The following is a 14,419-nucleotide window of genomic DNA, read 5'->3' on the forward strand; positions in this document are numbered from 1 at the left end:
AACTGATGTGCGTGGTCTACTCGCGATCTAACCTGAACGAGTCCGACCATCCGACCAGTCCGAGTTGCGATGACCGCTCGCCTTCACACCGAGTTGCCCGACCTCAAAGGCCACCGGGCCGAGCGCGCCTTCATTGAGCGCCTCGTCGAGCTGGGCGACGCTCAAACGGAGGTCTGGGGCAACGTCGACTACCTTCAGGGGGTCGGCGATCTCGATACGATCTTGCTTCATCGCGACATCGGGATATTCACGATCGAGGTCAAGGGTGTTGGCCTCGATGCAATCCTCGACTACGGCCTGAAGACGTGCCGAATCAAGGATCGCTCCGGCCCCCATCCGGTGGATCAGGTGAGCCTCGCGACGCTCGACCTCCGGCACTACCTTGGTCGATTCCCCGGTCCGAGGAGTCCGTTCTTCATCATGACCGCAGCGTTTCCTCGAATCAGGCGGACGGCATTCGCGGAACGATTCCGTGATGCTCAAGTGGTCCAGCACGCCGAGAGCCTGATATTCGAAGAGGATCTAGACAGTTCCATGGCGCTGTGGCGCCGGCTCCGGCACATCCGAGAAGTACCAGCCAGAGGGCGTGGTGCCCGCAATCCGGTCCCTACCAGCGAGCAGATCTCTCATTTCACGGACCTAGTGAAGCCCGGTCCCCTTCCCGCTGTGAGCCAGGCCGACCAGCAACGCGGTGGCGTGCTCCGACGACAGATCACTAAACCCTCGAACCTAAGCCAGAAGTACATTGAGCCTGCCAACCGTCCTCCGACCATCTTTCGTGGGGCACCCGGCACCGGAAAGACGGTGCGCCTGCAGGAGATAGCTGTCGGTCATGCACGTGCCGGCCGAGCGGTTCTCTTCACATGCTTCAACCGTGTGCTCGCATCGACGCTGCGCGGAATCATGGCGAGCCAGGACCTTGGCGAAGAGGTCTCGAGGCGGATCGTGGTCACTCACGTAGACGAGCTTCGCAAGCAACTAACTGACGACCTGGACACATTCAGATCGACCTTCGGCACGATCTGCGTTGACGAGGGCCAGGATCTCGCCCAGGACGCGTTCGAGTTCCTTCAGGCCCTAGCCTCACCCGACGCAGAGTGGTTCATGGCCGACGGCCCGGGCCAAGAGCTGTATGGCTCGGCCAACAAGACCGGAGAAGCGTCCGCCTTTCTGCAGGCGGCGCGTGCCGACGGAACAACCGAGATTCTTCGACGCAACTTCCGCAACTCCTCGGCCGGCTATCTGGTTGCACAAGGTGTCTTCGAGAAGTCTCCCGATATCTCCGCTGTGGCGAAATGGGTGTCCACGCATCCACTCCACCGCCCGGCCGAGGACGCTAGCGAGATGCTCGATCTGGAGGGCACTCAGATGACTGCCGGGGGTGAGCTGCCGCAGATCATCCGCGTCAAGGCTCCACCAACGGGTGACTGGCGTGAAGCCAAGTTGCATGCCTACGTCGCCGTATTCAATGCTGTACTCGAGCAGCTCGCTGCAGAGGGCAAGAGACGAGATCTGGCTGTGCTCTGCGCTCGAGGTGATCGAACGTCGGGCGAACCCCAGCTTGCCCGGGAGGCGCTGGCCATGCTCGGCGTTCCTGTGCATGATCAGATCGAAGGCGCTGCCCGCGACGCCGTCGTCCCTGAGGATCATGTGAGGCTTACGACCATCCACTCCTCCCGAGGCATCGAGGCATCACGGGTGGTCATCCTCGATTATGACCGCGGCGTCAGCTCGGTCGAGGCCCACACTCGAAACAGCCGGATCATGTGCCACATCGCGCTGTCGCGCGGCCAACTCGGCACGACCGTGATCGCGCTGGACGATGCGTCGAGCCCCCATCTGCTGTTCTTGGAAGAACTCATCCGTGCCTACCAGCCACAGGAGGATTGACCCGTCAGGCAATGAGCCGGCTCGCTAGATCACCAACCTGTTCCAGCAATCGCTCCGGCGGCTGGTCGAGGTCGAGGGTGTGGCAGGTGATGGCGACCTCCGCGCCACGCACCGCATGCTCCACCGCCAGCTCGTTCCCAGCGGCATAGACGAGGTGGCCCTCTGACAGCCCCAGGACAGTGCAGTAAGCCAAGAGCTGGTAGAGGTCGGCCTGGGGGAAGCCGGCGGGCTTCTCCGCCTTGTACTTCGCGTCGACCACGATCCGACGTCCGTCGAGGGTGGTCCAGAGGAAGTCGGGTCGCATCTCGACCTGGTCGGCCTCGTCGAGGTACATCCGGTGCTGCAGGGAAGCCGACCCTCCAAAGGGAGTCATTGCCTCGCGCAACGCGACGCTGACGAAGTCCTCGTAGATCTTCCACATGTCGAAGACGAAGCCACTTACCTCGAGGTCGCCGACCCGTTGCTCGAACGAATCACCCGCCAGAATCAGAGCTGCCAGGTGGAGGGCGGGCTGATAGCGAGTGTTCAGCCGCGTGGCCTGCCAATCGGGCATCATGTCGCCGCGACCGAGTTCCGTCACCACGGCGAGTTGGAGGCGAAGACGTTGGAGCCGCTGGCGGACGGGCGCGGACAGGTTGGCCATGCGAAGGAGACGGATGGTGGTCGCCAGCAGGATCTGGTTCTCTGGAATGTCGACGGTGAAGTCGTCGTAGGTCACCTCGAGCGGCAGCCCGATGCCATACCGGTGCGAGATCTGGTCCCGCACGCGGATGCGTCCCCGCAGGACAGGCAGGCTGTCATCGACTGTCTTGTAGCCCTGGAGGAGACCCTGCTCGACGGCCTTCCCTGCCAGGCGGGTGAAGGCGTGGGCGAGAGCTTCGGGAAGGTCGGACTCGACGTCGAGCAGCACGCTGTGGTTACGCCAGAACTTCGGCTTCGTCGCATAACCCATCAGGAACACCAAGCGGTCGATGCTGATCTTGGGCTGGATGCTGACCTGGAGCTGCCCCACGCGGACGACACCGACCTTCGTGCCAGCCGCGACGAACCAGTCGTCCGACCCCGGCGCACGGGTCACCACCGCTAGCTCCGCCGAGCCGAGCGCCTCGGCCTCGGCGTTGGACAACCGGACGGCCTTCGCTGGCTCGCCCTCAGTCAGCGTCAGGGGATCCATCGGATGCCTCCGCGAGCGTGACCACTGGCGCGTCGACTGCCGCAGCGACCACCTCCAGGCCGTAACGCGCCGCGACCTGTGTGCCCGTCAGCTCACCAAAATGATGCTCTTCCAGGAGCGGGAGGATCGACGTGCGCCATGTGCGCTCGAGACCACCCGGAGCATGAACGGCCGGACGCATGAAGTACGACGGTCCGATCTTGAAGTCGGGGTCCTCAATCCGCCGGTTGAGCTCATCGAGCAGGTCCGCGACCCGCGTCGTGAGGCCCTCCTCGCCGAGCCATGAGCGCAGGATGCCTCTGGTCGGCTCCTCCGACGGATGCAAGGGCAAGAACGCGAACCGCCTACGCATCGCCGCGTCGACGAGCGCGATCGACCGGTCGGCGGTGTTCATAGTGCCGATGATGAAGACGTTCTCCGGGAGGCTGAACTCCTCGTCGGCGTAGAGGAGCTCCACGTTCTCCTTGCGGTACTCCAGCAGGAAGTAGAGCTCACCGAACACTTTGGCGAGGTTGCCGCGGTTGATCTCGTCGATGATGAGCACAAAAGGATCGCGTGGGTTCGCGAGCGCCTGGTCGACGATTTTGCGCATCGGACCCGGCTTGAGTTCGAAGCTTCCGGACGGCGTGGGCCGGTAGCCCTCGAAGAAGTCCTCATAGGAGTACGCCGGGTGGAACTGCACCAAGCGCACATTCTCATCCGCGACGTGGCGCGCGATCGCCTGAGCAAGGAATGTCTTCCCAGTTCCGGGCGGACCGTAGAAGATGAGTTGGGGCCGATCATTGAGCAGGTCAATGCACTCCTGCAGCCATGACTGCGATACATGCAGCTCCTTGGCAAGCTCCGGCGCGGCCGGCCTGAGTTCGACCTTGACGTAGACCGGCGGCGGCGCCTGCTCGGTCTCGGTCTCGAGGAGAGTTTCGAGCGTGTCCAGTTGCTGGGTGAGATCGACGACGTCACGCTGGACCTTCAGTTTGGTTGCCAACTCCGCCGGCAGGTCCGCGTAGTCGATCCCTTCGTCGCTCACCCAGTCGACCTCCCGCACGAGGTTCGAGTCGCCCTCGGGTGTGGGCTGGTAGCGAGCATCGCCGACAAGGTTGCCGACGTAGAGCCGCCCCTGGTCGACCGTGGCGATGAGATGCCCCGGCTCCATGCGGGTGAGGAATGCGTGGAACTCGTCGAGCTTCTCGCCCTTCACGTGGTACGAGGCATGTGCGTAATCCTCGTCGACGATGGGCTTGAGTTCGTCACGGGTCATGCCAGGGGAGACTTCGCGGAGGTTGGATGCGGCTAGCGAGATCCACCCCTCCGTCCGCCACGTGGGCACCAGGTCCTTGCCGTTCACGCTGCTGCCGCGAATCAGCCAACCCCTTCGCGTCACCTGGGGTAGCAGGCCGCGGGCGTCGAGTTGCTCCCGCAGGTCCTCCTTGCTGAGCTTCTTGGCTGGATCCGCAGCACCACGTTCATCGAACTGGATCCCCTCTGCTTCGAGCGCCGCCTGGTTCTCCTCCGTGTAAGTGGTGCCGTCAATCTTGATGACCCGGTGACCGGCGAGATGCTCGACGTCGCCGATGTACTGCCCGACCTGTCCAGGGACCAGTCCTGCGAGGTCGGCGATGTCGGTATACGTCGACCACGAACCCTCAGGCACGAGTTCGATGGCGGCGCTGGCTATGGCATAGCCGCGAGTCTTGTACTCCTTGCGGGCAGCCAGCAATCCAGGGGAGATGGTCACGCCCGAGATCCGCCGCTCAGGGTCCCACTGATCGACAATCGGCTCGGCGTAGAAGCTCGTCCCCGCATTCCGCCGACCGAGTTCCTCTCGAATGCGGAAGAGCTCGTCGTCCTCGTCGATCTCCGAGCCATCGAGGAGGTCCGCGAAGGCCGCACGGATCGCGGCCCGATGCGGTTTGCTGACGACCGAGAGAAAGTAGTCGGGGAAGAGAAGCCACGAGAGCGCTTTGCGCTGCGCCGGCTCCTTCGGGTCAAGGATCGAGTCGAGCAGCGCTTTCCATCGGCGCGGCTCCGACAGCGCGATCTCGCGCTCTGGCAGGTCCAAGGCGGTCACGGCAACCGCGATCCGCACCAGCAAAGCAAGCTGGAAGGGCCGCCGGGTCTTGAACGCTACTCCCCCGTTGAATGCTTTCGCGGTCAACGCAGCGGTCACGACTTCGGGCAGCTCGACCGGTTCCCTCATCTTGTGGAGGATGGTCGAGATCAGTGTTCGTTTGGTGCTCGGCGCATAGTCAGCGAGTGGCGCGAGATTCGCATACCAGAGCTCGGCGAAGAGCTGCAGTGCGCCGTCGGACGCTCCGGCGAGCTGGTCCGCCAGCTTGTCCGCGAACGACCGACCGCCGATGTCGGGCCGGTCAACGAATGCCGTCACTAGTTCCTCGGCATTGCCAGAAGTCCAAATCGGGCGGCCAGGTGTGAAGACCGAGCCACCCTCGCGCATCGCCCGCAGATACTCCTGGCCGACCGCGCGCAACTCCTTCGGCGCCGGATCCACCCCAGCAACAACGTCGCTCATCACGTTTCTCCTTCGCGTTCCGTGGCGTGCTGCAATCTCGTCCGGCGCGTCACTCGGACTCCGACTCGAAGTACGCGAGACGATCGGCTGCTGCCGAGAGCAGATCCGCGCCGAGTGCGTATTGGCCCGCAAGCTCGATGGTGAGTCGCTCAATGCTCAGATCGAGGCGGCCCGCACGGTTCAAGGCAAGGAATGTCGCCCCTGCATGCCCGCCGAGCACCAACTCGCGCAGCGCGTTCTCGGGATCGGAGGCGCGCGCTACGGCGAGGTAGTCGGTGGCGGCGACCTTGGTCTCGGCTGTGATCCGAGCGGCGAGCTGATACGCCGCCTCGGCCAATGCACTGCGCCGCGCTTCCGCGCGCTCGGGTCGGCGATGCGTGCCGTTGTAGGTGTACCGGCCGTTGCCGTGGAAGGTCAGCAGCCCCGAGTCTCTATGCCGCTGCAGGATCTGACGGATCGTCGCCTGCACCGTCGTGTTGTCCGGATACATCGCTTGTAACCGCTTCTCCGCCTTTGCGTAGAAGTCGGCCAGCGTGAACTCCTGGCCGGGACGATAGAGCCGCGCCAGCTCGCCCGCGACGGCCTGCTTCCACGTCGTCCCGACCATCGGCTCAGTCCTCGTCGAAGGGTGACGAGTACGGCGTTCCCGAGGCGATCGCCTCTGCCATCTGGTCGTACGTCTCGAGGATCAGCCGCTTCGTCCGATACTCCCCGTGGGCCACCTCGTCCTTTCGCTTCACAATCGGAAACGTGTCCATGATGTAATCGACGTCCTCCCGAGAGACCGCGTACAGGTGAAACATGGCGGCGTCAATCTCCGCGCGGAGAAGGTCGCGTTCGGAGGCTTTCCAGGCGTATGGGTGTTGGGCTCCCACGAGCTCGGACGCCATGCGGACCATCGAGTGGCTCGTGACTGACAGGCGAACCACCCGTTCAGTCAGCCAGTCTGCGAGCGTGCCTAGGCTCCATGGACACCACGCTTCAAAAGTGTCAGGCGTCGGGACGGGAAACTGGCGAACGTAACCGTAAGTCAGGTGTAGCCCGGCAACCTTCTGCCTGGCCAGGTAGTCAAGGACATGAGAGTTGAGCACGGCGAGGAGCAACTCACGTCGTTGCCCGAACCACAGGGGGTAGGTATGTCCGACGCCTGCCCGCGGGAACGCCGCTGCCAGAACGGTTCGCTCGTTCGTAGCGCTAGTTACGTCGGAGAAGCCGGTCAGCCAATCTGGGAGATCCTCTGGGAGGACCGATTCTCGCACCCATGCGATCGGCATGGCCTCGCGCGAACGATCGCGCTTCTCCTCATCGGTCAAGTATCTCGGCTGGTTCTGTCGCTTCCCCGCGGTTGCGCTCTTGAAGACGTCGGCGTCACGGTGGTCGTACGCATCCAGCATCTTCGCTTCGTAAAGCGGCAGCATCCGCTCGAAGGTCTTGGTCATGTGAGCTCCTCGAACGCGTGGACGACGGTACTGAGGATCGCCAGGTCCTCGCGAACCTCGACGGCAGTGATCGGTGCCTTGCCCTGGCCTCGCCGGTCACCGGTGTGGGCGATCTTGTTGCGACGATCGGTGATCCGCTCGAGGTCGGCCCTGGTGTTGGTCTCGCCGGGCCGTCTCTTGTCTATGGCAGTCGCGCCCCCTGTAACGCCAAGCAGACGAAGGGCCTTCCCCACCTTGTCCGGGTGCGTGGAAACTTCGCGCCGCACCCAGGGTTCGAACACCTTGTACTTCAGGCCGGACGTCTTCTTCGTGTAGACCGCATCGACGTCGAGCCAGTCGCCGAGCGTCAGCGGCACCTCCCGCAGCGTCCTCGACGCCTGCTCCGCCACCATGAAATCGCTGACCCGCTCCATGACTCGGTCGGCGAGATATGTCTCCGTCGCGGCGCACGCCACCACCAAGGCCTGCCGCAGCAGCGGCTTGTGGTCAGTGAACTGCTCGCGGCGCAGCCGGGCATTCGGCTTCAGGACGACCCACAGATCTCCGGACTCCACGCAGTCGAGCGCCTCTCGCTGCTTGACGGGGATCCGCAAGGCGGCACCGATCCTGGCCCGCACCTCGCTGCGCACTCGTCGCGTGCGTGCGTTGGTGAGTCCCTCAGCGAGGTCGACCAGCAGGTAGGCGTCGGCCATGTTGTCCTCGAACACGTCCAGAGCCGGAGCAGCCATCACTGCACCTCCGACGCGAGCCGGTCGTAGGCGTCGAGGATGAGGTCCTTGGTGCGGTAACTGCCGTGGGCAGCGAGGTCCTTCCTCTTCACGATTGGGAACGTCTCCAGGATGTAGTCGACGTCGTCACGGGAGATGTCGTAGATGTGGAACATCAAGGCGTCGATTTCGGCGCGCAGCTTGGAGTTGGTCTCCGGGTCCAGGCGCTGGGAGTTGAGGCGGTCAACGAGGTCCTCAATCCGAGCGCGAACTCGACCGACCTGCTCCGCGGACGGCATCGGCAATTGCTGCACGTAGTTGTAGGTCAGATTGGTGCCACCGAGCTTCTGTCGCATCACATAGTCCGTCGCGTGGGAAGTCAGAACGGCTTGGAGCGGGCGGCCGCCGCTGGTGAAGATCAGCGGCATGCTGTGACCCACCGGCACAACAGGAACCAATGTCCCGATAATCGTCCGAGCATCCGTCCCGCGCGCAATGTTGCGATAACCGAAGAACCCGGTGCCGGCAAAGTCGGCCGGCAATGCCTTCTTCATCTCCCTCTCGTGGACCCAGTAACGCGGCATGACGTGGAAGTCGGGATCGCGCTTCTCCTCGGGGGTGACGTCGCGGATCGATCCGTCGGGTTCGTAGGTGGCCCATTTGGTGTCATAGTGGTGGATCATCTTGGCCTCGTAGAGCGGCAGCATGCGCTCAAACGGCACCCCCCCGCCGCTCGAAATTTCGCGCTCGAAGACGTTGCCGTTGAGCGTCCAGCCGTCGGCCTCGAGCTCCTCGCGGGTGTGGAAGAGGTGCGAGTCGCTGGTCATGTTGAACAGCCCCTGCATGAACTTGATGCCCCAAGGGTTGCCGTTGACGGGGTCGTTCTCGTTGATGAGCACCGGGACCCGTCGATAGATGCCGAGGGTGATCTCGGCATCGCGACGGGAGCGGAACACCGGGCAGGTACCGGTGTTCGGGTTTATGAGCTTGATCTCTTCCGGCGTCAACGCGAAACGAACATCGGCCTTCTTCAAGTCGACCGGATCGTGGGCGAAGAACGCGAAGTCGGCGGCAGGCACCCGGTCGTCGCGCCCGGCGAGCGTGAGCAGGCAGAACTTGAACGACCGGTGCACGCCCTCGAAGAGCGGCTTGGCGTTCTCGAAGTCGTACAGGCTGGCCAGCGTGCCCGTCTCCACGAGGTCGCGGAAGAAGTACTGGGTGGTGGCGTCGGTCGCGATGCCGGTTGGCAGGATTAGCCCGAAGCGTCCGTGCCCGGCGATGAGATGCCGTGCCATCTCGGCGAAGACAGGGTCGGTCTTGATCCTGCCGCGGCCGCACAGTGGGAAGCGACCGGAGTTGGCCGCGAAATGGCGCAGTCCGTCGAGGTTTCGCTTGGCTGACGCATAGGCGCGACCGAGCGCAGGATTGGTTTCCGGAAGATTGGCGATCAGCCGCTTCCGCTTAGCGCCCGCTGCGCTGGCGATCTCCGGCTCGCGAGCATCAAAAAATTCCTGCTCTTTCAGTTCAATGTGCTCCCACGGCGGGTTGCCGACTACGGCGCTGAAGCCGCCGTACCACCCAGTGGTCGGGTTGATGGTTCCGCCGTCGTCGGGACGCTCGGTCGGGAAGAGGTGCGGAAACTCCAGGTGCCAGTGGAAGAACCGGTACTCCGCCGCCAACTGCTCGAGCTCGCGCTGCACGTCTTCCTCGATGCTGCCCTTGCGGATCGCGTCCAGGGTCGCGTTAGTGGGACACGTGACCGCGCCGTCGGTCTTCGGCCACACGAACGCGGCGCACCAGGCGTCGGCGTGGAGCTTCGCGGAGCGGTACGCCTCTGAATCGACGTACTGCTTGAGGCGCTGCTGCTGCACGTGTACATCGGCCAGAGACAGGCCGGCGCCGCCCAACATTGCTGCTGCGGCCACGAGCTCGGCGTTACTGACCCGGACCTCGTCGGCACCGAAGAGCGTGCCCTGCCCGCTGGCCTCGTCCTTGTTGCGCTTGGCCAACGTCGAGACGACCTTCTTGTCGTCACCTTCAATGGGCTTGAACGCCTCCTGCGGCAGGCCAGCTTCGAGCAACGCAGGAGTCGCGCCGACGAGGGCGTTACCGACCTTGACGTGGGCGTCCAGGAAGGCCAGGGGGCGGCCGGGCTCCATCGCCTCGAGCCACAGCGAAACCTTGGCGAGCTCGGCCGCCAGCGGGTTGATATCGACGCCGTAGATGCAGGTGCCGATGACCTCACGCAGCGCGGTGCGGACCTGCTCCGGCGGCGGCTCCGGGTCACCGCTGCGGGCGGCTGCGACGGCCTTGGCGATGCGACGGGCGGCCCCCACCAGGAAGTGGCCTGATCCGCAGGCCGGGTCACAGACGGTGAGAGCGAGGAGACGCGCCTCCGCCTCCTCCGCGGTTGCTGCGTTCTTGACCGCGTCGTCGATGACTGGGTCGAGAGCGGAATCGAGGAGGGTCTCGATCAGCGGGGTGGGGGTGTAATAGGAACCGGTGGTCTTGCGGCTGTTGCCGGCCGCGGCGCCGAGGTGGAAGCGGCGGTTGGCGGCGTCCCACTGCGGGACGTACTCGAGCAGCGCCTCGTAGATCGAGCCAAGTTCCTCGGAGTCCAGGCTACGGTAGTCCACGACCCGGGTCAGGCCGCTGCCCTTCTCGGTCACCAGGCTGAGTGCGCGAACCGCGCCCAGGAGGGCCTCGTTGGTGAGCTGAGCGTCAGCGAGGAAGTCGAGAGGACCGTTCTCGAAGAGGCCCCCTATGCCGACCAACCCGAGCTCGGGTCGCCCCGCCGGGTCACCCAAGCCCTTCCACACCAGATTCAGCGCCTGCCAACGGTCGCCGTGTCGACCGCCGCGACGGTTGCGGGCGATACGGCGAAGCCGGTCGGTGGAGAAGTAGTCGGTGTACCGCTGCCTCACCGCCGGGTCCGCAGCCGGGTCCAGGAGCACGCCGCGGTCCTCGGCAACGAACGTGAACAGCAGCCGGTAGATCACCCGCAACAGCGCGTGGTTGAAGTCGGCGAGGCTGATCTCGTCGGCCTCGACCTTCGCCCGCAGCTCGACGTTCGCCCGATGGCTGAGGAAGCCGGTGCCGAGGGTCTCGATCGCTTCCACCACCCCGACCCGCAGCTGGTCCAACGCTCGGGACCCGGCCTCGACCGCGGCCTCCCGCCACCGCTCCAGCCAACACGAATCAGGTCCGATCTGCTCATCACGCACCGCCAACCGAGTCGCGTGCGCGAGGGTGAACATCACCAGGAAGTCGCTGAACAACTCTCCTTCGAAGATCGCCTCCAGGTCGAACTCAACATAGGCACTGCCCACCAGGCTGGTCGAGTCCCGCAACAGCCGCAGGGTCGAGCCGTTCGACAGGATCGCCCACAGGTGGTCGTCGGACCGGTTGAGCAGCTCCTGCACCATCGACTGGGGCGCCTGGCCCGCCGCTCCCGCGACACCGGCCGTACGACGGTCGAGGTCGATCCGCTCACCGAGCAGGTGCACCGGCACCGGCCCCCAGGCGTGGGAGACCGGGAACTGCTTGCCCTCAACCTCAACGCCGGTACGGGTCGGGACCCGGCCATAGCCGAACTGATCGAGCAGGATCAGCAGCCACCGCTCACGCGTCAACGACGTGGCACGGTCCGACTCAGGCAGCTCCGCCAACGCCGTGCGATACCCCGCCCACACCGTGCGCAGGTACGCCCACACCCGGTTGGCCGCCTCCCGCACGGACTCCCCGTGCGCCAACCCATAGTCCGCACCCGACACCCCCTCCAGGCCCGTCGCCCTCGGATCCGCCAAGCGCCCCAGCAACGACGACGGCAGCAGCCCACCCTCGATCCGCACACCGACGTAGGTGTTGTCGCCCATCAGGCACCTGCCTCGGGGAGGAACACGTAGATCCCGAGTACGTCGGCGGGCCGCTCGACCTTAACGCTCAGGCCACGCTTGATCTCGCCGCTGGCTTCGCGGACCCGCCTGTGGGACGCGGTGATCCGGGCCGCGATGTCGTCGCCGACCTCGTCAAGATGTGCGTTCACCTCGGCGAGCTGGTCGATGACGCGTCGTACGAAGTCCTGGGCCTGCATCTGTGGGATGTTGCCGGTGGCCTTTGCTGCGCTGAGGAGCTCGACCTGTTCGTCCTCCAGCCATCGAGCACTGGTCGGAGAGCCCTCGAACGCGAGCAGCCGGGCATCCTCGGCAACCACGGTGCGCTCACCGGCGCGGCTCGGCAGGGTGAGGTGGAAGCGGTAGCGCACGAGCAACAGCGTGGTGCGGGTGGCGACGTGGGCACTGCGTACAGCTGCGCAACGGCGCGCCGGGCGCAGCTGGTCGGGCAGGGTCGGGTCGAGGGCCGCTTCGAGCACGAAGCTCGCGACCGCCGAGACCGTGGGGTCCGTGCGGTGAAGGACCGCCTCTCCCATGCCGACGGGGAAGTCGTCACGGAAGGTGATCGGGTCAGGCCTTCCCGGCGGCAGCGCGTCCAGCAAGCCGGTGGGCAGCGTGCCGGTCGTCGCGGTCAAACCGCCGTCGATGCTGCGAACCGTAGAGTTGAACGCCGCGAGCGCCGACCTCACGAAGGCGTGGATGCTGGCGTTGTCGCCGATGCCGGCGCGGATCTCGGCCACTTCAGCGGCGACTTCCTGGGGATGGATCGCGTGCTGGGCATACTTCGTCATCGACTGCTTCTCCCGCTCCGCCGCGCTCTCCCACTCGCGCTCGAGGTCGCGGATCTGCCGGTCAAGCCCCAGGTCGAGCGACTCCTGGTAGGAGTCCTGGCCCCGGAGCAACAAGCCCTCCATGAGGGCCTCGACAACGGCCTGGTTGTTGTCCGGCACTGGCACGCTGACTCCCGTCGCCTTTCGGATCGCAGCGTGCTTGCGGATCAGGACGTCGAGGACGAGACCGTCGATCTGGTTGTCGGCGCCGAAGAGCGTGACGGCGCGCACCACGTCGGCCTTCTGACCGAATCGGTCGACGCGGCCCTCGCGCTGCTCGTGACGGGTGGGGTTCCACGCCAGGTCGTAGTGGAGCACGGCTTGGAACTGGTCCTGGAGGTTGACGCCCTCCGACAAGCAGTCGGTCGCCACCAGCACCCGGTTGCCCTCGACCTCGGCGAGCGCGGCTATCCGGGCACTGCGCTCCTCGGGAGGGAGGGTGCCGGTGACGGTGGCGACGGTGGTGTTGCGCTTGAGCTCGCGTGCGAGGTGCTCGCCGACGTATTCGGCGGTGTCGATGAAGCGGCAGAAGACGATCGGCTGGAATCCGTCTGCCAGGAGGTGCTTGACGGCCTTCGTGAGCACGGCCAACTTGGTGTCGGCCTTGCCCTCCAGCTTCTCTGCGCGGGCGCGGAAATCACGGAGCAGCCGCTGCTCGCGGCTGCTGGTCTCTGAGTCGTCTGCCCCGGGCGTGGCGTCGGCCGCTTCGGTGGCTTCGTCGTCGGCTTGGTCGAGGACGACCGCCCGTCCGATGGCGTCGGCCTCCTCCACGGACGCGACGCGCGCAGCGCGGGTGTTGAGGGTCTGCACTGCGGCTCGCGGGCTGGAGGCGAGAGCACGGAGAAGGGCGAGTGCCGACCAGTAGGAGACGCGCTGCTGCACGGCGGTGCCGTCGGTGCGGATCGAACCCCGGGCGTAGGCGAGCACGTCGTCGAAGAGCGCCTTGTAGTCGGCACCCAGCGAGTAGGAGATCTCCTTGGTCTCCCTGTCCCTCGGGAACGGGGTGGTTTCGTCGAGATAGCGGCGAATGTCGGCACGGCGGCGTTGCACGAAGTGCCGGGCGAGCAGCTCGCGGCCCGACGGCTTGTCGAGCTCGATGGTCGCGAGGTCGGGGTGCAGGAGGCCGATCAGGTTGCGGAACGCCTCCTCCTTGCCGCTGTGTGGTGTGGCAGAGACCAGCACGAGGTGGCGCTCAGCATTGTCCGCCAGCGCGCGGACGAGCTCGTAACGCTGGGTGCGGGCCTTGCCACCTGGCCCGCCGTCGGCCACGGCGGTGTGGACCTCGTCAACGATGACCAGATCGGGCGCCGTGCGAAGGAACTCGTGGCGGCGGCGGTCGGCCTTGATGAAGTCAGTCGAGACCACCGTCACCGGGTAGCGCTCGAAGATCGTCTCGCTGCCGATCAGCCCGCGCTGGAGTCGCTTGACGGTGCTGGGCAGAACCAGCTCGGCGTCGAGACCGAACTTCTCCCGCAGCTCGCGCTGCCACTGCTCGGCGAGAGCGGGGCTGCACAGCACAGACAGCGCACGGGCGTCACCGTTGGCGAGCAGCTCCGCGGCGATCAGTCCCGCTTCCACCGTCTTGCCAATGCCGACGTCGTCGGCGATGAGGAGCCGAACGGTCTCCTGACGCATCGCCATGAGCAGGGGAACCAACTGGTAGGAGCGCGGCTCGACCGCAAGACCGGCAAGGCTCCGGAAGGGACCCGTGCTGGAACGGAATCCGATCTGCAGGGCGCTGCGGAGCAGAGCGGCGCTGGTCTGGTCACCCAAGTCGCTCGGACTCGGCGGCGGGAACGACGCCGCTGTCACGTCCTCGATCGCAGGCAACACCGCCGCGACGTCGTCGTCGGTGCCGCCCAACGGTCGTAGAACGAGCAGGTCGTCGGCGCTGTCGGGTAGCACCACCCATTCACGACCGCGCGCCGAGACCAGGCTGCCGGGCCGAAATGCCAC

At 65.4% G+C, this 14,419-nt stretch carries 8 protein-coding genes; 1 reads left to right on the forward strand and 7 read right to left on the reverse strand.

The features are described from left to right. Nucleotides 1-69: 69 nt before the first annotated feature. Entirely contained in the window at nt 70-1,890 is a 1,821-nt protein-coding gene (locus HNR19_RS15740; RefSeq protein ID WP_179668797.1) for a nuclease-related domain-containing DEAD/DEAH box helicase, read from the forward strand. 4 nt (nt 1,891-1,894) lie between these two features. On the opposite strand, the gene HNR19_RS15745 is transcribed toward HNR19_RS15740, so the two are convergent. From HNR19_RS15745 to HNR19_RS15775, 7 genes are read right to left on the reverse strand one after another with little or no spacing between them, the layout of a single operon-like run. After that, nucleotides 1,895-3,064, reverse strand: a complete 1,170-nt coding sequence (locus tag HNR19_RS15745; protein WP_179668798.1) for an McrC family protein — start codon at nt 3,062-3,064, stop codon at nt 1,895-1,897. Next, nucleotides 3,042-5,594, reverse strand: a complete 2,553-nt coding sequence (locus tag HNR19_RS15750; protein WP_218910281.1) for an AAA family ATPase — start codon at nt 5,592-5,594, stop codon at nt 3,042-3,044. The genes HNR19_RS15745 and HNR19_RS15750 overlap by 23 nt, the downstream gene beginning before the upstream one ends. 49 nt (nt 5,595-5,643) lie before the next feature. Beyond that, nucleotides 5,644-6,201 carry a hypothetical protein gene (locus HNR19_RS15755; RefSeq protein ID WP_179668799.1) on the reverse strand — a complete coding sequence of 186 codons (558 nt, stop codon included), beginning with the start codon at nt 6,199-6,201 and terminating at the stop codon, nt 5,644-5,646. Between the two features lie 4 nt (nt 6,202-6,205). After that, nucleotides 6,206-7,033 carry a hypothetical protein gene (locus tag HNR19_RS15760; RefSeq protein WP_179668800.1) on the reverse strand — a complete coding sequence of 276 codons (828 nt, stop codon included), beginning with the start codon at nt 7,031-7,033 and terminating at the stop codon, nt 6,206-6,208. Further along, the gene (locus HNR19_RS15765; RefSeq protein ID WP_179668801.1) at nt 7,030-7,761 is read right to left on the reverse strand and encodes a hypothetical protein; all 732 of its coding nucleotides are present in this window, start codon (nt 7,759-7,761) and stop codon (nt 7,030-7,032) included. The genes HNR19_RS15760 and HNR19_RS15765 overlap by 4 nt, the downstream gene beginning before the upstream one ends. Then, nucleotides 7,761-11,615 carry an Eco57I restriction-modification methylase domain-containing protein gene (locus HNR19_RS15770; protein ID WP_179668802.1) on the reverse strand — a complete coding sequence of 1,285 codons (3,855 nt, stop codon included), beginning with the start codon at nt 11,613-11,615 and terminating at the stop codon, nt 7,761-7,763. The genes HNR19_RS15765 and HNR19_RS15770 overlap by 1 nt, the downstream gene beginning before the upstream one ends. Beyond that, a complete protein-coding gene (locus tag HNR19_RS15775) occupies nt 11,615-14,419 on the reverse strand; it encodes a helicase-related protein (RefSeq protein ID WP_179668803.1) in 2,805 nt (934 codons plus the stop codon). The genes HNR19_RS15770 and HNR19_RS15775 overlap by 1 nt, the downstream gene beginning before the upstream one ends.

Origin of the sequence: Nocardioides thalensis (assembly GCF_013410655.1) — a bacterium.
Classification (GTDB): Bacteria; Actinomycetota; Actinomycetes; order Propionibacteriales; family Nocardioidaceae; genus Nocardioides; species Nocardioides thalensis.

Bases quoted from the DNA above. Each gene is read 5' to 3' on its own strand.
- HNR19_RS15740 (WP_179668797.1), top strand. From the start codon at position 70: ATGACCGCTCGCCTTCACACCGAGTTGCCCGACCTCAAAGGCCACCGG.
- HNR19_RS15745 (WP_179668798.1), bottom strand. From the start codon at position 3,064: ATGGATCCCCTGACGCTGACTGAGGGCGAGCCAGCGAAGGCCGTCCGG.
- HNR19_RS15750 (WP_218910281.1), bottom strand. From the start codon at position 5,594: ATGAGCGACGTTGTTGCTGGGGTGGATCCGGCGCCGAAGGAGTTGCGC.
- HNR19_RS15755 (WP_179668799.1), bottom strand. From the start codon at position 6,201: ATGGTCGGGACGACGTGGAAGCAGGCCGTCGCGGGCGAGCTGGCGCGG.
- HNR19_RS15760 (WP_179668800.1), bottom strand. From the start codon at position 7,033: ATGACCAAGACCTTCGAGCGGATGCTGCCGCTTTACGAAGCGAAGATG.
- HNR19_RS15765 (WP_179668801.1), bottom strand. From the start codon at position 7,761: ATGGCTGCTCCGGCTCTGGACGTGTTCGAGGACAACATGGCCGACGCC.
- HNR19_RS15770 (WP_179668802.1), bottom strand. From the start codon at position 11,615: ATGGGCGACAACACCTACGTCGGTGTGCGGATCGAGGGTGGGCTGCTG.